Origin of the sequence: Methylomarinum sp. Ch1-1, assembly GCF_030717995.2 — a bacterium.
Lineage (GTDB): Bacteria > Pseudomonadota > Gammaproteobacteria > Methylococcales > Methylomonadaceae > Methylomarinum > Methylomarinum roseum.
The window spans coordinates 688,242-707,308 of sequence record NZ_CP157743.1 but is presented as its reverse complement, the minus strand read 5'-3'; the positions used below and the strand labels follow the sequence as shown (position 1 = coordinate 707,308).

General features: G+C 49.0%; 16 protein-coding genes. 13 read left to right on the top strand and 3 right to left on the bottom strand.

Annotated elements, in window-relative coordinates; all coding sequences use genetic code 11:
* The first annotated feature begins 523 nt into the window (after positions 1-523).
* The 8 genes from dnaA to Q9L42_RS03555 all read left to right on the top strand — a co-directional run bounded on the left by dnaA (position 524) and on the right by Q9L42_RS03555 (position 10,952).
* Complete coding sequence (gene dnaA, locus Q9L42_RS03590) at positions 524-1,843, top strand: chromosomal replication initiator protein DnaA (RefSeq protein WP_349431932.1); 1,320 nt, start codon at positions 524-526, stop codon at positions 1,841-1,843.
* 191 nt (positions 1,844-2,034) lie between these two features.
* On the top strand, positions 2,035-3,135 hold the full coding sequence (gene dnaN / locus Q9L42_RS03585; RefSeq protein ID WP_349431930.1) for a DNA polymerase III subunit beta: 1,101 nt from the start codon (positions 2,035-2,037) through the stop codon (positions 3,133-3,135).
* A 338-nt stretch (positions 3,136-3,473) separates the two neighbouring features.
* Entirely contained in the window at positions 3,474-4,547 is a 1,074-nt protein-coding gene (gene recF / locus Q9L42_RS03580; protein WP_305909795.1) for a DNA replication/repair protein RecF, read from the top strand.
* 158 nt (positions 4,548-4,705) lie between these two features.
* Entirely contained in the window at positions 4,706-7,120 is a 2,415-nt protein-coding gene (gene gyrB / locus Q9L42_RS03575; RefSeq protein ID WP_305909796.1) for a DNA topoisomerase (ATP-hydrolyzing) subunit B, read from the top strand.
* Between the two features lie 62 nt (positions 7,121-7,182).
* The gene (thyA, locus tag Q9L42_RS03570) at positions 7,183-8,016 is read left to right on the top strand and encodes a thymidylate synthase (RefSeq protein WP_349431927.1); all 834 of its coding nucleotides are present in this window, start codon (positions 7,183-7,185) and stop codon (positions 8,014-8,016) included.
* A gap of 1,033 nt (positions 8,017-9,049) precedes the next feature.
* Positions 9,050-9,544: a CDP-archaeol synthase gene (locus Q9L42_RS03565; protein WP_305909798.1), complete on the top strand. Its 495-nt coding sequence runs from the start codon at positions 9,050-9,052 to the stop codon at positions 9,542-9,544.
* 68 nt (positions 9,545-9,612) lie between these two features.
* A complete protein-coding gene (locus Q9L42_RS03560; RefSeq protein WP_349431925.1) occupies positions 9,613-10,365 on the top strand; it encodes an endonuclease/exonuclease/phosphatase family protein in 753 nt (250 codons plus the stop codon).
* On the top strand, positions 10,362-10,952 hold the full coding sequence (locus tag Q9L42_RS03555; protein WP_349431923.1) for a CDP-alcohol phosphatidyltransferase family protein: 591 nt from the start codon (positions 10,362-10,364) through the stop codon (positions 10,950-10,952). The genes Q9L42_RS03560 and Q9L42_RS03555 overlap by 4 nt, the downstream gene beginning before the upstream one ends.
* Before the next feature lie 49 nt (positions 10,953-11,001).
* On the opposite strand, the gene Q9L42_RS03550 is transcribed toward Q9L42_RS03555, so the two are convergent.
* Positions 11,002-12,015: an asparaginase domain-containing protein gene (locus Q9L42_RS03550; RefSeq protein ID WP_305909802.1), complete on the bottom strand. Its 1,014-nt coding sequence runs from the start codon at positions 12,013-12,015 to the stop codon at positions 11,002-11,004.
* 88 nt (positions 12,016-12,103) lie between these two features.
* Between Q9L42_RS03550 and folA the strand changes: the two genes are divergently transcribed.
* A complete protein-coding gene (gene folA / locus Q9L42_RS03545) occupies positions 12,104-12,628 on the top strand; it encodes a type 3 dihydrofolate reductase (protein ID WP_305909803.1) in 525 nt (174 codons plus the stop codon).
* Positions 12,629-12,938: 310 nt separating this feature from the next.
* On the opposite strand, the gene Q9L42_RS03540 is transcribed toward folA, so the two are convergent.
* Both Q9L42_RS03540 and Q9L42_RS03535 read right to left on the bottom strand, forming a co-directional pair.
* Positions 12,939-13,508, bottom strand: coding sequence for a hypothetical protein (locus Q9L42_RS03540; protein WP_305909804.1), 570 nt, complete (start codon positions 13,506-13,508; stop codon positions 12,939-12,941).
* Between the two features lie 232 nt (positions 13,509-13,740).
* Positions 13,741-14,139, bottom strand: a complete 399-nt coding sequence (locus Q9L42_RS03535) for a type IV pilin protein (protein WP_305909805.1) — start codon at positions 14,137-14,139, stop codon at positions 13,741-13,743.
* An 89-nt stretch (positions 14,140-14,228) separates the two neighbouring features.
* Here Q9L42_RS03535 and Q9L42_RS03530 point away from each other — a divergent pair, with 89 nt between their 5' ends.
* Genes Q9L42_RS03530 through Q9L42_RS03515 form a run of 4 tightly spaced genes read left to right on the top strand, consistent with a single transcriptional unit; the run spans position 14,229 to position 19,052 of the window.
* The gene (locus Q9L42_RS03530) at positions 14,229-14,777 is read left to right on the top strand and encodes a GspH/FimT family pseudopilin (RefSeq protein ID WP_349431920.1); all 549 of its coding nucleotides are present in this window, start codon (positions 14,229-14,231) and stop codon (positions 14,775-14,777) included.
* 29 nt (positions 14,778-14,806) lie between these two features.
* Entirely contained in the window at positions 14,807-15,502 is a 696-nt protein-coding gene (locus tag Q9L42_RS03525) for a prepilin-type N-terminal cleavage/methylation domain-containing protein (protein WP_349431918.1), read from the top strand.
* Positions 15,503-15,511: 9 nt separating this feature from the next.
* Positions 15,512-16,732: a pilus assembly PilX family protein gene (locus tag Q9L42_RS03520; RefSeq protein ID WP_305909807.1), complete on the top strand. Its 1,221-nt coding sequence runs from the start codon at positions 15,512-15,514 to the stop codon at positions 16,730-16,732.
* 22 nt (positions 16,733-16,754) lie between these two features.
* The gene (locus tag Q9L42_RS03515) at positions 16,755-19,052 is read left to right on the top strand and encodes a hypothetical protein (protein ID WP_349431915.1); all 2,298 of its coding nucleotides are present in this window, start codon (positions 16,755-16,757) and stop codon (positions 19,050-19,052) included.
* The last annotated feature ends 15 nt before the right edge of the window (positions 19,053-19,067 follow it).

The following is a 19,067-nucleotide window of genomic DNA, read 5'->3' as shown; positions in this document are numbered from 1 at the left end:
GACAGGGAGTGGTCTAAGGCCTGATCCACAACTGACTTTGCAAAAAATCGCTTAGCCGGTCACTCCAGAAGGAATGATTCTTGTTGCCGCAAACCGGATCCTAGCGGCAGCAAAAATTTCATGCACTGTCGCTAACAATTTAACCATGCTGTACATCCAGCCAAAATTTACGTCATGCGCCGGCAAGTTTCGCGCACTGATCTGTTTTGACCTCAATTTTCAGCGGACAACCCTCGCTGTTGAAAAAGTGTTAGCTTTGCCGCGCAAAACTTGGGGATAAACTGTGCCGAAATTAGCCCCCCTGTGTTGTCCACGATTTGCAAACAGCTTTGTCTAGCCCTGATCAACATCTTTTTATACAAAACAGAACATTGATTTTTTTATTAAAATTTAAGTTATCCACAGGTTTTGAGTGACTTAATAGTAATAATAAAGATAAAATATCTATTTAGTTAATATTAACTATGCTTCGTTAGTCATAAAATGACTCCCCGTAGTTTTATCCGATTATTGACCCTATTAAATGAGCGCTATCTGGAACAATTGCCTAGACAAACTTGAGCATGAAATCCCTTCAGGTGACTTCAGCACCTGGATCAGACCCTTGCAGGCCGTAGAAACTGACGAAAAATTGAAGCTGTTAGCACCAAACCGATTTATCGTCGAACATGTGAAACAGCATTTCTTAGCTAAAATTGAAGATGCCATCTATGAATTCTCCAATGGCACAATGGGACTGCAATTTGAAATCGGCAGTAAAAAATCACCGGTCGTCAAGGTGCCGCCCAGCATCAATAAGGCGCCTGCGCAAAAAAAGAAACAACCCAATTTTCTGAACAGAGCATTTACCTTCGACAGTTTTGTCGAAGGTAAATCCAATCAGCTGGCCAGAGCGGCTTCGGTACAGGTTTCTGAAAATATCGGTAAGGCTTATAATCCCCTGTTTATTTATGGCAGTTCAGGCTTGGGGAAAACTCACTTGATGCATGCGATCGGCAATGCGGTATTGGAACAGAATCCCTCCGCCAATATTGTCTATCTGCATTCGGAGAAGTTCGTCCAGGATATGGTCAGGGCCTTGCAGCAGAACACGATTAATAATTTCAAGGATTATTACCGCAGTATTGATATTCTATTGATTGACGACATCCAGTTTTTGGCCGGCAAGGAACGTTCTCAGGAGGAATTTTTTCACACCTTCAACAACCTGCTTGATAAGAAACATCAGGTGGTTTTAACGTGTGATAAGTACCCGAAAGAAATCGAAGGTCTGGAAGATAGGCTCAAATCACGTTTTGGCTGGGGATTACCGGTTGCGATCGAACCCCCCGATCTTGAAACACGTGCCGCCATTCTGATGAAAAAGGCTAAGTCCGCGAATGTCGAACTGGACCAGGAAGTCGCTTTTTTTATCGCCAAGCGTATTCCATCCAATGTGCGTGATCTGGAAGGGGCCTTGCGACGAGTGCTGGCCAATTCACAATTCACCGGCCGGGAAATCACCGTCGAATTTACCAAGGAAGCGTTACACGATTTGATTTCATTGCAGGATAAGCTGGTCAACATCGATAACATCCAAAAGACCGTGGCTGAATATTTCAAAATCAGAGTCGCCGATTTGTCCTCGAAAAACCGTAAACAATCGATTACGCGGCCTCGACAGATAGCGATGGCGCTGGCCAGAGAACTGACTTCACACAGTTACCCGGAAATCGGCGATGCGTTTGGAGGCAGGGATCACACGACAGTCATCAACGCCTGTAAAAGAATCGCCGCTTTAAAGGATAGTGATGTTAAGGTTTCCGAGGATTACCAGAACCTGTTGAGAACCTTGTCACATTAAAGGCTTATAAGTTGTGGAAAAGATGTGTGGAAAATGCTTAACCGAGTTTTCCACAGTTTTGCCAACAATTAACAGGGCTAGCCAGCAACATGTTTATAAACACAACAACGCTATGATTTATAAACAAAATTTTAACTTTTCCACAGGCTTTGAGTGGATTAATAGTAGTAATAAATAAAAAAATATATTTTATGAAATTTATTATTAATAGAGATCAGCTTTTAACACCGCTACAGCAAATTGTCAGTGTCATAGAAAAAAGACAAACCATGCCGATACTTTCCAATGTGCTGCTTGATGTCACTGAGAATCAATTGGTGTTAACTGGTACTGATCTTGAAATCCAGATTATCGTAAAAATCAATTTAAACGTGGAACAACCGGGTACGATTACCGTGCCGGCGAGAAAATTTCTCGATATTTGTCGTTTATTGCCGAATGATGCGGAAATCAAGATTGAATACAAGGACGACAAGGTAAAAGTCACTTCCGGACGCGGCCGTTTTTTGTTGACGACGTTGCCGGCTGAAAATTATCCTGAATTTAATGAGTCGGAATTTGAAAATCATTTTACGATCAATGCCGGCAAGTTAAAAAAAGCGTTAGATAAGACAATTTTCTGCATGGCCAATCAGGATGTACGTTACTATCTGAACGGCTTGTTATTACACGTGAGCAACAGTCAGATAAAATTGGTGGCCTCCGACGGTCATCGTTTATCGATATATCAAGATGATATCGGTGTCTCCACCGGTTATGAAGAACGCATCATCGTGCCTAGAAAAGGGGTGCAGGAGTTAAGTCGCTTGTTGTCCGATTCCGATGCGGAACTAAATATTCAATTCTCCAACAATAACATCAGGATCTTTTATCAGGACTTGGTTTTTTCGGCGAAACTGGTCGATGCTAAATATCCTGATTTTGGACGTGTGTTTGATCAACCTTTTCACAATCCGATTTTAATTCAGAAACAAATTCTTAAAGACGCATTGACCCGGGTTGCAGTGTTGTCCAATGAAAAATTCAAAGGCGTCACGTTGGATATTTCGGAAAACCTGCTAAAAATCAGTACTCACAATCCGGAGCATGATGAAGCGGAAGAGGAGTTGGTGATGCAATATCAGGGAGAGAGTTTGACCATTTCCTTTAATTCGCAATATCTATTGGATGCGGTTTCCAATCTCGATTCGGAAATGGCGGTGCTGAGCATCGCCAGCAATGCCAGCAGTTGTTTTATCGAGGAACCTGAGCAGCCGTTATTCAAGTTCATCGTAATGCCAATGCGCTTATAATCAATGATTGCGGCTTTCGGCAACATAAAGTTTCTTTTTACTGTTGGCTGTCAACACGGATTGTTGCAGCAATTCCCATATTTGAGTATTTTTGCTGTGTTTAGGGCATGGGGTGTGTCTGTCGAGGAGCGCCGTAAACTCATCCCTGGGGGCTTGACGGCCGCATCCTTGCTGCCGACATCCTCGCCAAACACACCCCATGCCCTTTTTGAACGCCAAATTGGGAATTGCTGGGATTGTTGCCGAGGGATTTAGACCATGCCTTTTTTAGTCAGCGGTGAACTCTGTTTTTTAATGCCGAAAGTTAATCGGCTGTATTTTTTTAAGCAATTGAATTCATGACCTTGCTGAAGCTGGATATTTTGTCGGTGCGAAATATCCACCGGGCAACACTTTTGCCTTCTCCTTCCGTCAATTTTATTATCGGTCCGAACGCCAGCGGTAAAAGTTCTTTGCTGGAGGCTATTTTTATCTTGGGTCGCGCCCGTTCGTTCCGCGCTGCTCAGATCCGACAGGCGATCGAATTTGATCAAACCGACCTGATAGTTTCCGCACAAGTTCGGCAACAAAATGAACAGTTGTCGCAATTAGGGATACAGATTAATCAACAAAAATACGATATACACATCAATCGTGAAACGAAAAGCAAGTCCGATCTGGCTTATTTTTTGCCGCTACAACTGATACACCCGAAGAGTTACAGATTGCTTGATGCCGGCCCGCAAGTACGTCGAGAATTTATCGATTGGGGGAGTTTTAATGATCAGCCTAATTTTCTTCCGGCTTGGCGTAACTTCAAAAAAGTACTGCAGCAGCGCAATTCGCTATTGAAGCGTGGTTTAGCGAAGGAAGTGCATGTCTGGAATCTAGAACTGGTCAAATATGGCGTTTTGGTCAATGAATATCGCGAAAACTATATACGACGACTGCAACCGGTCTTTCTAGATGTTTGCCGCTATTTTTTAGCCGACGTGGATCTCGAGCTGAATTATTTTTGTGGTTGGGATCGCGAACAAGATTTGCTGCAAGTTTTAGATCGCGATCATGACAAGGACATGCGCTATGGTTACACCCACAGCGGTCCTCACCGAGCCGATTTTAAATTGCTTTTTCATGGCCGCAATGCTCGAGACTATGTTTCCAGAGGGCAATTGAAGTTATTGGTTCTGGGTTTGAAACTCGCCCAGGTCGAGCTATTGCATCTACACAGCGGTCGTCCGGTTTACATTTTGATCGACGATTTATCCGCCGAATTGGATACTGTTAACAGGACAAAATTGGTAAAATATCTGGCCGATCTGAATTGCCAGGTATTCATGTCTTCGACCGAGCTTGCCGATTTCGGCGAAATTAATGACATTGAAAACTACAAGGTGTTCCACGTGGAACATGGCGCGATTGCATCGCCATGATGTTCCACGTGGAACATTAAAAACATAATTGTTCAGCCCGAGAACTCAATGATCTGCTGCCTAAGTCTTGAAAGACACTGAATAATTGCAAAAAACAACCCTGATGATTGTGAAAATTAAACGTCATCATTCCGCCCAACAAATACGGTAAAAACCTTATGAGTGAAAATAACGATCAATATGATAGTTCCAATATTACGGTGCTGAAAGGACTGGACGCTGTAAGAAAACGTCCCGGTATGTATATCGGCGACACCGACGACGGCACCGGGTTACATCATATGGTTTTTGAAGTCGTCGATAATTCGATAGACGAAGCTTTGGCCGGCTACTGCAAAGGGGTGGATGTCACGATACATATCAACGGTTCGGTGACCGTTGCCGATGATGGCCGCGGCATACCCGTCGATATACATCCGGAAGAAGGACGTTCCGCGGCCGAAGTCATCATGACGGTGTTGCATGCCGGCGGGAAGTTCGATGACAACGCCTATAAGGTGTCCGGAGGTTTACACGGAGTAGGGGTGTCGGTGGTGAATGCCTTGTCGGAGGAGATGCTGTTGCAGATCCGCAAGAACGGTAAACTGTACCAGCAAAAATATGCGATGGGAGAGCCGCTAGCGCCGCTAGAAGCGATAGGCGATGCGGAAGGAAGCGGCACACTGATTAACTTTAAACCCAGCACCGAGACGTTTACCAATGTCGAGTTTCATTACGACATACTGGCGAAACGTTTACGGGAATTGTCCTTCCTGAATTCCGGCGTCAGAATTTCATTGAAAGACGAACGCAGCGACAAGGAAGACGTGTTTGAGTTCGAAGGTGGAATCAGCGAATTTGTTCGCCATCTGAACAAGAATAAAACCCCGTTGTTCGAAGATGTTTTTCATTTTGTCGCCGAAAAAGAAGGCGTGACCGTCGAGGTGGCGATGCAATGGAACGACTCCTATCAGGAAAACATCTTTTGTTATACCAATAACATCCCTCAACGTGACGGCGGCACCCATTTGGCCGGTTTCAGAGGAGCCTTGACTCGCACCATCAATCAATATATCGAAGCCAACGGCTTGGCGAAGAAAGAGAAGGTGGCTACGACCGGTGATGATGCCCGAGAAGGCTTGACGGCGGTGTTATCGGTCAAAGTACCGGATCCCAAGTTTTCTTCGCAGACCAAAGAAAAGCTGGTTTCTTCGGAAGTAAAACCCTTGGTCGAATCGACTATGAACGAAAAGCTGCAGGAATTCCTGCTGGAACAGCCGCAAATCGGTAAGACCATCGCTAATAAGATTATCGATGCGGCGCGAGCCAGGGAGGCGGCAAGAAAGGCTCGGGAAATGACCCGACGTAAAACCACGCTGGATATCGCCGGTCTGCCGGGTAAGCTGGCCGATTGTCAGGAAAAGGACCCGGCCTTATCCGAGCTGTTTATCGTGGAAGGGGACTCGGCGGGCGGTTCCGCCAAGCAGGGAAGGGACAGACGCACGCAAGCGATCCTGCCATTGAAGGGTAAGATTCTGAATGTGGAAAAGGCCCGTTTCGACAAGATGATTTCTTCGGAAGAAGTCGGCACATTGATTACCGCATTAGGCTGCGGCATCGGCAAGGATGAATACAATATCGACAAGCTGCGTTATCACCGCATCATCATCATGACCGATGCCGACGTGGATGGTTCGCATATCCGCACCTTGTTGTTGACGTTCTTTTATCGCCAATTGCCGGAACTGGTGGAAAGAGGCTATATCTATATCGCTCAGCCGCCGTTATATAAAATCAAGAAAGGCAAACAAGAGCATTATGTCAAAGACGACGCTCAGCTAAATCAATATCTGATCCAATTGGCGTTGGATAAGGCGCAATTACAAACCGATGCATCGGCTCCGGCGATTCAAGGGGCGGGACTGGAAAAACTGGCCACCGAATACAGCGCCGTGACTTCGGTCATTAACCGTTTGTCCAGACGCTATGACGATTTGTTATTGGAGGAAATGACTTATCTGCCGCGGTTAACTGAGGAGATGAAACAGGATGAGCCACGATTCAATGACTGGCTACAGCAGCTGCTGGAACGGTTGCAACAAGGGGATCATAAGGCGGTGTTTGCAATCGACCTGAATTACCGAAGCGATAAGGACTTTGATGTGACGGTCAGCAAGAGGCTGCATGGCGTCACCAAGACCTTTGTGTTGAACGCCGCATTCTTCGATAGTATCGATTATCAGAAAATAGCCAAATATGCAGAAGATACCATCGGGATGTTTGGCGAGGAATCGGTGATGCGTATGGGAGAAAGGCAACAGCCGGTCAGAAATTTCAAACAAGCCTACGAATGGATGATGCGTGAAGTCAAAAAAGGTCAGCATATTCAACGCTACAAAGGGTTGGGAGAGATGAACCCTGAGCAGTTGTGGGAAACGACGCTGGACGCGAACAGCCGACGCATGCTGCAGGTAACCATCGAAGACGTAATCGCGGCCGATGAGATCTTCACGACATTGATGGGCGATGTGGTCGAACCGAGACGCGATTTCATCGTCAGAAACGCGCTCGACGTAACAAACTTAGACGTATAAGAAGGTAAAAGACTGAAGGGGCAGGGGCGTGACTCACTCCCTGCCGTTTATGTTCAAAAAATATGCAACCGTATCTCGATCTACTGAATAAAATTTTAAACGAAGGTCAACAAAAGGGCGACAGGACCGGCAGCGGCGCCTTGTCGATCTTCGGTCATCAAATGCGTTTCAATCTGCAAGACGGTTTCCCGTTGGTGACGACCAAGAAAGTACATTTGAAGTCGATTATTCATGAATTATTATGGTTCCTGAAAGGGCATACCAATATCGCTTATCTGAATGAAAATGGAGTGACTATTTGGGATGAATGGGCTGACGAGCAGGGCGATTTAGGGCCGATTTACGGATATCAATGGCGCTCGTGGCCGACCCCGGACGGTGGCCATATCGATCAGATCGCCACGATCATCAAGCAATTGCAGGAAACGCCGAACAGCCGGCGCATGATTGTATCGGCCTGGAATGTCGCCGATTTACCGGACGAATCGGTCAATCCGCAGCAGAATGTAGCGGCGGGGAAGATGGCCTTGGCCGCCTGTCACACCTTATTTCAGTTCTATGTCGCCGCCGGCAAGCTGTCTTGTCAGCTTTATCAGCGCAGCTGCGATACTTTTTTAGGTTTGCCGTTCAATATCGCCAGTTACGCCTTGTTGACGCATATGGTCGCGCAGCAGACCGATTTGCAGGTCGGCGAATTTATCTGGACCGGAGGGGATGTGCATTTGTATCTGAATCATCTGGAGCAGGCTAAGCTGCAATTGAGTCGTCGGCCTTATCCATTGCCGGAACTCAAGCTAAAACGGCGGCCGGAGTCGATCTTCGGCTATCGCTACGATGATTTCGAGATTGTTAATTATCAGGCTCATGACCCTATCAGGGCGCCGATTTCGGTTTGAATATATTTGGCTTCGCCGACAACCGGTCATGAGGGCGGGGCGGGTTATATAACCCGCCCCAAACGTTTAACTTACTCTAGTCTCGGTTGAGTCGTTCAGGACCTCGTTGACCTGCATTTCGCATAGCGACATTTCGCGCCGAGGGCGGCGCTCCTACGCAAAGCACCGTCTTGCCTTCGGATGTTGAACAGCGTGAAGCGCATCAAAAACCGGTGCGCTTCCTGTCGTCAGCTCACCCTACCCGCACCGTAGGGCGGCTTCGCGAAGCAAGCCGCCAAAAAACCGCCAAAAACCGCCACCAGGGCAAAATTGGCCGCTGTGCGTATCCAGGCGGATTGCCTGGCGGCGAATCCACCCTACGGTTGCGATGCCAATGTAAAGCCGATCGTCTTGAAACACATCGAAACAAGGTGCGCTTCCTATCGTCAGCTCACCCTACCGCATCGTAGGGCGGATCAAGCGCAGCGGATCCGCCAATGTAGGGCGGCTTCGCGAAGCAAGCCGCCACAACCCGCACCGGGGGCCAAATTGGCATTGTGCGTATCCAGGCGGATTGCCTGGCGGCGAATCCGCCCTACGGTTGCGATGCCAATGTAGTCTTGCTTTCGGATGTGCCGAACTGCGTGAAGCTCATCAAAAACCGGTGCGCTTCCTGTCGTCAGCTCACCCTACTCACATCTGATAACGGGGATCTGCGCTTAGCTTGATGAGTATGGCTTACAATCTCCGGACCGCTCAAGATCCACTACGTTATGATTCATGTCGGACTCCTGTTTTATTCCGTTTAAAAATGACCGCTGTATATGACACCTTGGAAAAAAGAGAAGTCCATATCTTCATCCTGCCTGGCGTATTTGTTGTTAACTTCTGTTTTGCCACTCATTCATTTAATGAGGTAGCCCTGGTCATGAGGGATTTAATTATTAAACTAGTACTCAGTCGTGCTATATATGTCGGATGCTCGGTTGGCGACAGAATGCTATTGATTATGTATTAGGGTTCTATCGATAGGGCGAAATCGGCGAGGATGGAAATGACGTTATGTTGGCAATGCATCGTTAAGACCTTTTTGTTATTGGCTATCGCCAATGGCGCGCCGGTGCTTGCCCGTAAGTTGTTCGGTTCGAGCTTTGGTTGGCCAGTAGATTTCGGTATCGCTTTTTTCGATAAGCGGCCGTTGTTCGGTCATAGTAAAACCTGGCGTGGATTGTTTGCCTCGGTGTTGATGACGATGCTGTTAGCTCCACTAGTCAACATTGAGATGTTTTATGGCGCCTCGTTGAGCGTCATGGCGATGTTGGGCGATCTGCTCGCCAGTTTTTGCAAACGCCGTCTCGGATACCGAGAAAGCAGTCGCTGCAGAATGCTCGATACCATTCCCGAAGCATTGTTGCCGTTGCTGGTGTTGCATCAGCCCCTCGAATTGTCGATGCTGGATGTTATGCTTTGTGTCTTATTGTTTTTTGGTTTGGAAATTTTTTTATCGCCAATGTTATATCGTTTGCATATTCGTAAACGCCCGTACTAAAGCTGTTAAATCAGGGGTTAATTTGCTACATTGAGTAGGTTAAAGTCCTGACTCGAGGTAACAAATTTATGCAGGAAAGCCGGCTGCGTGTACTCACCTATAATATTCATAAAGGTTTCAGTCCCAGTAATCGCCATTTCATTCTGCATCAGATTCGCGACGCCTTGGTTGATGTCAAGGCGGATATTCTTTTTTTTCAGGAAATGCAGGGCGAGCATAAAGAGCACGAGCAAAAACATCATAATTGGCCGGAATGCACGCATTATGAATTTCTCGCCCATGAAGTCTGGCCGCATTACGCTTACGGTAAAAATGCCGTCTATAGCGTCGGTCATCACGGGAACGCGATACTCAGTAAATATCCCCTGCACAGCTGGGAAAATATCAATGTTTCTCCATTTGCCTGGGCCAGCCGAAGTCTGTTGCATGGGGTAATTCAATTGCCGTCCTGGCAACGGGAGCTGCACATCATCTGCATACATCTAGGCTTGATCGGCATGGAGCGACGGCGTCAATTTGGCTTGTTGTGCGAGCGCATCGATGAACATGTGCCGCATGATGCGCCGTTGATAGTCGCCGGCGATTTTAACGACTGGACCGGCCAGGCGGAGAAACGCTTTTATCAGCATTTGGAGTTGAAAGAAGCCTATCGGACATTGCATAACCGTTACGCCAGAACCTTTCCGGTCTGGCTGCCGTTTTTGCAGATGGATAGGATATATTTCAGAGGCATGCAACCGCGGTCTTGCGAACGTCTGACGGGAGCGCCTTGGAATCGTCTGTCCGATCACGCTCCTTTGCTGGCCGAGTTTTCGCTATGAAAACTTATCGGTTTCAGGATTTACTGGCACTGCCGAATTTACTGTCCTGTTTCCGTTTCGTCAGTGCGCCCCTATTGTTGATATTGGCGTGGCATGGCGCAGCCGGGGCTTTCTTGGCTTTGCTGGCCTTTACATTTCTGACCGATGTGTTGGATGGCATGGCGGCGCGTATGCTTGGACAAACCAGCGAGTTAGGGGCATTACTGGACAGCTGGGGAGATTTGACGATATACACGACGATCGCACTGAGCACCTGGTGGTTATGGCCGCAACTGATGCAGCGGGAGCTGATCTATATGGTAATGGTGATACTGAGTTATGTATTGCCGGCCGCGGCCGGTTTGATAAAATTCCATGCCATTACCAGTTATCACACCTGGCTGGTTAAGCTAGCGGTCGCCTGCATGGGATGTTCGTTTTTTTTATTGGTGATGTTTGATATAGCTTGGGCTTTTCGCCTGGCCGCGATCATTTGTGTGCTGGCGGCCAGCGAAGAAATCGCTATTACCTATATGTTGCGGGAGCGGCGCTCCAATGTCCGCTCGCTTTGTCATTTGAAACGCGAACTATCCCGGGCCAAGCGATAATCGCAGCAAATGGTCTGACCCTGTGGCGCAAAAACCGTTCTCGCTGCGATTAGACATGTTCCAATGCAATATCCTGTTGCAGAAATTCGCTGATATCTTGCGGTTGTTTGAAATTCCCATAGCCGAGCAACAGTTTGACATAGGCGGCTTCCAGAGACATATTCCAGATCATTTCCGCACCTAGCCCGATTAATTCCCGTGTGCTTTTGTAGGCATCGGGATGTTGCAACGCTGGCGCCAGATATACCTTGATCCCTAGTTGCCGGCAGTTGTTGATAAAAGCAGGCAGAGCGTGTTGGGAGCCGTATTGATCACTACTACAGGCGGTTCCGGAATGATAGAGATCATGCAATACGGCGTCGACACCGGTTAGGTTGATATGGGAATAATCGAGGCCGGGGTAGGGTTTGAGCAGCAGGATGTTGCTGGAGAAGTCGGGGTTAAGTGGCCTATGAATACAACTAGCGCGATCGATAACATAATATTCGGTGAAATTTCCGTTTTCAAACAGCATGTAGGGGCGTGATTGCACGCTGATGAAGTCACCGCTGAGTTGTAAACATGAAGCGAGTCGTGAGGCGATATGCAGATGTTGAATCTGACCGGGATTTTTATAAGGCACGAAGACGCCGGCCGGTTTGGCCTGAGCGATGTATTCGACCGCACAGATGAAGTTGTCCAGGCCATTGGCTGATTTATGCCACATAGGATAGTTACTAGAAACTAGCAACAACGGAATATTCAGGTAATTGAAATAAAGAGCCAAGGCGGCGGCGCTAAAAGCCAGCGTATCGGTGCCGTGGGTGACGATGATGCCGTCAAATTCAGCCGGATGTTCCGCTTCGATGGCGTCGATCAGTTGCTCCCAGATTGAGGGCTGCAGATTTTCACTTAGTAGCTGAAATGGCTGCAGAATTTTAAAATGGATCTCGTCGCTAGTCGGATAATACTGTTTGAATAACTCAAGCAATTGATAGCGCGCCTGACTGGAGGTATCGATGGTGCCGTTATGGCAGTTAGAGCCGATAGTGCCGCCGGTAAATACAAGGAGGATATTTTTCATAGTATGATGTGCAGTTAAAACCGAATATCGCTATCAACGGAATGTTGATAGTCAGCGAACCTAAATGAACGCATCATAAACAGAAAACATGAAAATATCACTCATCGTGGCGATGGCCAGTAATCGTGTCATCGGCGTGGATAACCGAATGCCATGGCATTTATCGGCGGATTTGAAAAAATTTAAGCAATTAACCATGGGTTCGCCGATTTTAATGGGCAGAAAAACATTTGAATCGATAGGCAGGCCTTTGCCGGGACGGCGCAATATCATCATCAGTCGCAATCCCAGTTATCAACAACCGGGATGTGATGTTTTCAATGATCTGCAGGCAGCCCTAGACAGTTGCCGGAACAATGACGAGATTTTCATCATCGGCGGCGCGAAATTATACAAAACGATGCTGCCGCGCGCCGACTTTTTATATTTGACCGAAATCCAGCAAGACTTTGCCGGGGATACCCGATTTCCCGAATTCGACAGACAGCAGTGGCAGGAAGTCGAACGGCAGGATATCGATGACGATGAATCGGTGGATTTCTGTTATAGCTTTATAAAACTGAAGAAAATCGATGCCGGCGAGGACTATGCGTTTAAAGATGTCGGTTGCTGAAAAGAGGCCGGCGTATAGGGTGGATAAGCCTGAAGAGCGCATCCACCAAAGATGCCGACCCGGTGGATGTGCTCCGCTTATCCACCCGATGCGGTAGGGTGAGCTGACGATAGGAAGCGCACCATGTTTCGATGTGCTTCAAGACGATCGGCTTTACATGGGCATCGCAACCGTAGGGCGGATTCGCCGATAGGCAATCCGCCTTTGATACCAGCAATTCAGTTTGAGTATTTTTGCGGGGTTTAGGGCATGGGGTGTGTCTATCGAGGAGCGCCGTTCACCCAGCACCTAAATAAACGACGATAATAAATCATAGCCAATAGTCTATGGTATTTAGGTGCTGGGTAAACCCATCCCTGGGGGCTTGACGGCAGCATCCTTGCTGCCGACATCCTCGCCAAACACACCCCATGCCCTTTTTGAACGCCAAAGTGATGATATGCTGCTTTGATACGCACAATGCCAATTTTGTCCCCAGCGCGGGTTTTGGCGGCTTGCTTCGCGAAGCCGCCCTACGATGCTGACCATCATGGACGATGGCAAAACCGGCATTTCCGCCATCCATGGCGGTCAGCATGTGGATAAGTCTGAAGAGCGCATCCACCAAAGATGCCGACCCGGTGGATGTGCTCCGCTTATCCACCCGATGCGGTAGGGTGAGCTGACGATAGGAAGCGCACCATGTTTCGATGTGTTTCAAGACGATCGGCTTTACATGGGCATCGCAATCGTAGGGCGGATTCGCCGATAGGCAATCCGCCTTTGATACGCACAGTGCCAATTTTGTCCCCAGCGCGGGTTTTGGCGGCTTGCTTCGCGAAGCCGCCCTACGATGCTGACCATCATGGACGATGGCAAAACCGGCATTTCCGCCATCCATGGCGGTCAGCGTGTGGATAAGCCTGAAGAGCGCATCCACCAAAGATGCCGACCCGGTGGATGCGCTCCGCTTATCCACCCTACGAATGGGGTGAGTAGTTACGAAATATTTTCTCAGTACCAAGCTGAATAGTCACCATCCGCTTAAGCTTTCGCCGATCGCTTTGGTTCCAATTCAACGCCATGAGCGGGGATAGGATTCATCGCATTGGTGCAAAAGCTTTCGCGCAGCCTTACCAACAAGCACTGCTTGGGGAAGAAGCTTTGGTTCCGTTTTGGTCCATCGACATAGACGCGCAGTCGCTATCTCCGGCTTGCAAGCCCCCGGATACAGGAGTTGCCGTAATTGTGTAGGTGTTAGCAGTATTATTGCTGATTGCCAATTCATAATAACCGTCCGGGGAATAACTATTTGGATAGTTCAAGTCGGATAATGTGGCGGTGTAGCTGGGGTTGTTCGCGCGCCATTTCTCTTCGGCAAGTTGCATTTTCAAGATCGCGGATTTAGCGTCCGAGCGGCGGCTCTTGACGATATAGTCGTTATAAGCGGGGTAAGCAATCGCCGCTAGTATCGCCAATATGGTGACAGTAATCATCAGCTCGATAAGGGTAAAACCGTTGTTTTTATGCATTATGCGATACCTGTACTAGAATTAATCAAAATGTATGGAATTTACAAATTAGACTAGATGAACAATTGGATCAGTCAAGGGGAAAGTTTATGAAAGAGGTTTCTCGCTCTATAAGGCATCAGGGAGGGTTTACATTAATAGAAGCAATGATGGTCGTTGCCGTGCTCGGGATTATTTTAATGTTGGCGGTGCCTTCTTTTTCGGGGCTGATAGAAAGAAAAAAAGTGGAGGGCGCCGCGGAAAAACTATATGCCGATCTGCAGTTCGCTAAATCGGAAGCGATAAAAAGAAATACTGATGTCTACGTCACGTTTAATTCCACCGACCAATGTTACGGTATTGCCTTGGCGTCGGGATGTCAATGTCAAGGAGGGTCGCCGTTATGCGAGCTGGATTCGGGAGTCTCGAAAGTCGTGAATATGTCGGAATTCGGCAACACCACGATGAGCAATATAACCTTTTCGGGAGATGAGACTAGATTTGATCCGCGCAGAGGGACGGCTTTCCCCTTGGGTAGGGTGGAATTTCAGTCGCCTTCCGGTAAGGAAGCGCATATCCGTGTCAGTACTCTGCGAGTCAAGCTCTGTTCTCCTTCCGATACCGACAAAAAAATCATCGCCTATGAAGATTGTCCCTGATTGCTGGGTATAAACGACAGGATCCAACTATGAAGATAGGTAACAGAAAAAAAAGCATAAAGGGATTTAGCTTAATCGAATTGATGATCGGCATAGTCGTGGGGGTGGTCGCGATGGCGGCGACCATTTCCGCTTTTAACGGTATTGTCAGGTCGAATTCCGATTATTTGAGTATGATCCGTTTGAATCAGGAACTGAATGCGGTGATGACGTTGATGACTCGCGATCTGAAGCGCGCCGGCTATTCCGGGACCGCGACCGGTGTCACCAGCGTCAATTCCTTCATGAACCCTTACCCAACAACGGTTTCCGGAAACAATATCTATATCGGTTCGGCTTCCAATTATGCGGGTGCGGCGGCAAATGACTGTCTGACCTTCAGCTATGACTCAGATAGCGATGGAAATGTGGATATCGGCAGCGGCGGAACTCCGACCAATGATGCCGATGAGAGATTCGGCTATCGCCATGACAGCGCCAGCAATACCGTTGAAATGCGACAATCCGGCAATACCTGCGCGCAAGGCAACTGGGAGGATGTCACCGACCCTGATCAAGTTAACATCACGTCGGTCGCCTTCGATGATCAGTCGATTTCACTGCCGGGCAGCACTAGCGAGGAAATACGTTATATTTCCATTAGCATTTCCGGACAGTTGGCCGATGATCCGGATGTTAGCCGAACGCTGACCGAACGGGTTCGAGTTCGCAATACCAGACCGTAGGTGGCTATGATGAACAGAAATTTAACGACAAGGTTTTATCAGCAAGGCGCCGCCGCCTTATTCATCGCGGTGATCTTGCTGTTTGCTTCTTCCCTGATTGTCTTGTACGCCGGCAAGATCGGCGTGCAGGATCAACGCATATCCGGTAATGACAGCCGAGCCAAGCAGGCTTTCGCCAATGCCGAGGCGGGGATGGAGGAGGCCGCCAGTCGCCTGATGAGCGGCGGGGTAGCGTACAACACGACGGTCACTTATGTGAACTCGGTAGCCGAACCCTTTTATCAGGCCCAGGTTTACAAGAGCGCCGGCGGCATAGAAGTCAGTTCCCAGGGCTATGCGGATGCCTATAATAGTGATTCCACCGCGACGGTCCGTCAGGATTTCGGCTTTCATAATGTGCTCGGCGAAGGCCCCGATTCGCCGTTGATAGTCGCCGGCAATGTCCCGCCGACCGGTAATATGGAAATCGTCGGCAATCCCAACGGCGCCGGCAAAGGCGTCAATGTCGCGGTATGGACCAGCAATAACGTTTCCGCCAGCGGTAGCGCGACGACTTGCGAGCGCGGTGAATATGAGGCCAACGGTTCGCCGATCGCATCCGACAACGATAAATTCAATGTTTGCTCGGCCAATGACTGCGGCTGCAGCGGCACGATCGACGGCATCATTTCGCAATCCGGCACGGTGGGAGCGGATATCGTCGCCAATGACCCCGACTTCCCGAGCGATGTATTCGCCTACGTGTTCGGGGTGCCCAGCGAAAAATATAACCTCATTAGGGGCATCGCCGAAGTGGTCGGCGACTGCAGCGGCTTCGATGCCAATTCCAATGGCATTTACTGGGTGGAAGGCGAATGCGATTTACCCGGTAACGACATCGGCGGAGCGACCGGCGATAATTGCGGCAAATCGGCGGAACGCCTGTGTACCGTCGTGATTGTCATCGATGACGAGAATCTTAAAAAAACCGGTGGGGACAGCAAGTTATACGGATTGATTTTTATGTTCGAGAATCCGGATCAAACCGGCGATGCGGTGAGCACCATTAACATGGGCGGGTCCACTTCGATATACGGCGCGTTGATCGCCGATCACTCCGTTTGCGCCAGCAGCAGCTGCATCAGTGGCAGTTTTGACCTGGTCTATGAACGGTCGATTTTCGAAGACCTGGCCAGCGATGAAACGAATCAGATTCTGGCGCGTGTGGCGGGAACATGGATAGATCAATAGGTTTATGATGGCGGTGCGAATGATGAAAAATAATAGACAGTCGGGTTCAATATTAATCGAGGCGCTGATCGCGTTGGTGCTATTGGCGCTGGGCGTCGCGGCAATCGCCAAGCTGCAGGGCGGCTTCATCAAGAGCGGGGCGGAGGCGCAAGCGAGAAATGTGGCGCTGCAACTGGCCCAGCAAAGAATCGATGATTTGAGGACTTTTAACACCATCTATCCGACCAGCAATGCCGCGGATTTAGCGTATACGCAAATTCAGGACAATGCCGGCGGCACGATCGCCTGGACATCGACGACGGTCGGCAACACCGCCTATGACATATTCTGGAATGTCGTCAATTACCAGGTGACCGCATCGGGAACGCCGCAGACGTTGGCCGACAGCAATGTCAACGATTCCTCCTATAAAGAGATCACGATGACGGTCAGTTGGACCAATATTGACGGCAATGTCGAACAGGTCAATTTGGATACCTATATTTCCAAACTGGACGTCTATGGGGAAAAATTATTAGGTGGGGGCGGCAGCGGTTCGACCGGGCCGAAGGTAACCTATAACCCGGGACAAGCGCCCGAGGTCATCGCCATCGACACTTCCGGAGAAGCGGTGGAAACGACGTTGCCGGAACCCGCCATCAAGAAAATCGCCAGCGAGGACTATTTTTACAGTCAGTTCGAAACGGTGACGTATATCGGCGACGGTACCGCGCTGCGGGAAGAGGAATTTTTGAATATCCGTTGCGAATGCGAATTTGCCCCAGGCGGTAATCATATCGGTTTGGGCTTTCCGGTTGCCCGTTCGATATGGCATCCGGATCATGACAATGATCCAAAAGTCGATGAGCCTTTCGATCATCCTCACTATGTAGCAAGTTTTTTCCATCCTGCAGTGCATCCGTTTATCGCCCAGGAAGGTTCGGAGCGCGTCGATTTCATCGGCGATATCATCACCAAGGTCATCGGTCAGTCGGCAACCGGCGCCAGTTCACAACACCCTTTTTGCAATACTTGTTGCCGTGATCATCACGATGGCAGCTATGCGTTTCTTACCTCTTCGGATGCTGATGAGAACAATGACGGCATCGCCGACAATACCACCGATGAGGCCAAATCTTATGCCTGCGAAGCCGGCGATGACGATCCGACCGATGATGATGGCAGCACCGACCCCTATGGTCAACGGGCGAACTGCACCGACCCCTGGCGCCCGGTTTCCGATTATGATTCGACGACCGGCGATCATAAACATTATGATGCGAGCGGCGTTGAAGTTGTGCCGGGGAACAACGGCACTTCTTATCTGGAAGCCTGCCGCTTGAAGCGAATCAACGGCAAATTCCGGGTCTTTCAGGACTGGCATCTGCATGGCAGCACCTTCGCCGCCGCGGCCCAGGACGCGTTCACGCCGGGAGCGACCAACAGCGTGATTACTCAGTATCGCACCTATATCAAGGACTATGTCAGTCAGGTGGTGGCGAATAAGAATAATCTGCCGGTGACGACCATTACCAACCCGGCCACCTCCTTTGTCTGGCCGCCGGCCGGCAACACGACCTATCCGATCACGACCCGCTTCATCGCCAGAGGCATCTACATGGATTATATGGATCCCTTTACTTTGGCAAAACTCGATGATGTCAGGATTAATCAACCGAATACCTTTTTTGAAAACGTGCCGTTCAACGAAATCAACCTGACCCGTCTGACCGATTGGCAGCCGGAATGCGTCGATAGTTCGGGCGAAACCGCCAGCACCAATACCGGCAAAAAAGTCATCGATAAGACGACAACCGCCGGAGGTTGCGTGACCAACTTCGGTATCCGCAAGGCGTCAACGACGCCGTCGATCAATCGCGGCGAGGTGCAGGTGTTGTCGGTCAGCGATGTGTTTACCCTCGACGCCAAGATATTGTTGAGCAATACCGGCATCGTCGGCGTCAATGACTATCTGCCCGAATCAACGACGACGACGCTGTATCCGACCTCGAACGACCGGGCTTATGATATCACCGAGGTGAAATACTCATACCAGATCGGCACCGAACCGACCACGGTCATCATTACCGTCACGGTCAATTTGCCGAATAGCTGGAATAACAATTTCAGTGTTTCCGCCGAAATGACGCCTAATGGGTCCTGTCAGGACAACAGCACCACGCTTTCCTGTGTAAGCACGACGAGTAGCTGGAGCGGCGCCATTACGGTGAATGGCGAGCATACGAAAGCCAATGGCACGCTTGAATTCTGTTCGGGCACCATTAATCAGTCAGCGACCTTGTCGGCGGGCGGATATACAAGGGAAGTTGATTGTAATTAATCCTTTGCAACCCCG

Bases quoted from the DNA above. Each gene is read 5' to 3' on its own strand.
- folA (WP_305909803.1), top strand. From the start codon at position 12,104: ATGAAAATATCACTCATCGTGGCGATGGCCAGTAATCGTGTCATCGGC.
- gyrB (WP_305909796.1), top strand. From the start codon at position 4,706: ATGAGTGAAAATAACGATCAATATGATAGTTCCAATATTACGGTGCTG.
- dnaN (WP_349431930.1), top strand. From the start codon at position 2,035: ATGAAATTTATTATTAATAGAGATCAGCTTTTAACACCGCTACAGCAA.
- Q9L42_RS03560 (WP_349431925.1), top strand. From the start codon at position 9,613: ATGCAGGAAAGCCGGCTGCGTGTACTCACCTATAATATTCATAAAGGT.
- Q9L42_RS03555 (WP_349431923.1), top strand. From the start codon at position 10,362: ATGAAAACTTATCGGTTTCAGGATTTACTGGCACTGCCGAATTTACTG.
- thyA (WP_349431927.1), top strand. From the start codon at position 7,183: ATGCAACCGTATCTCGATCTACTGAATAAAATTTTAAACGAAGGTCAA.
- dnaA (WP_349431932.1), top strand. From the start codon at position 524: ATGAGCGCTATCTGGAACAATTGCCTAGACAAACTTGAGCATGAAATC.
- Q9L42_RS03550 (WP_305909802.1), bottom strand. From the start codon at position 12,015: ATGAAAAATATCCTCCTTGTATTTACCGGCGGCACTATCGGCTCTAAC.
- Q9L42_RS03565 (WP_305909798.1), top strand. From the start codon at position 9,050: ATGACGTTATGTTGGCAATGCATCGTTAAGACCTTTTTGTTATTGGCT.
- Q9L42_RS03540 (WP_305909804.1), bottom strand. From the start codon at position 13,508: ATGGATGGCGGAAATGCCGGTTTTGCCATCGTCCATGATGGTCAGCAT.
- Q9L42_RS03530 (WP_349431920.1), top strand. From the start codon at position 14,229: ATGAAAGAGGTTTCTCGCTCTATAAGGCATCAGGGAGGGTTTACATTA.
- Q9L42_RS03525 (WP_349431918.1), top strand. From the start codon at position 14,807: ATGAAGATAGGTAACAGAAAAAAAAGCATAAAGGGATTTAGCTTAATC.
- Q9L42_RS03520 (WP_305909807.1), top strand. From the start codon at position 15,512: ATGAACAGAAATTTAACGACAAGGTTTTATCAGCAAGGCGCCGCCGCC.
- recF (WP_305909795.1), top strand. From the start codon at position 3,474: ATGACCTTGCTGAAGCTGGATATTTTGTCGGTGCGAAATATCCACCGG.
- Q9L42_RS03535 (WP_305909805.1), bottom strand. From the start codon at position 14,139: ATGCATAAAAACAACGGTTTTACCCTTATCGAGCTGATGATTACTGTC.
- Q9L42_RS03515 (WP_349431915.1), top strand. From the start codon at position 16,755: ATGAAAAATAATAGACAGTCGGGTTCAATATTAATCGAGGCGCTGATC.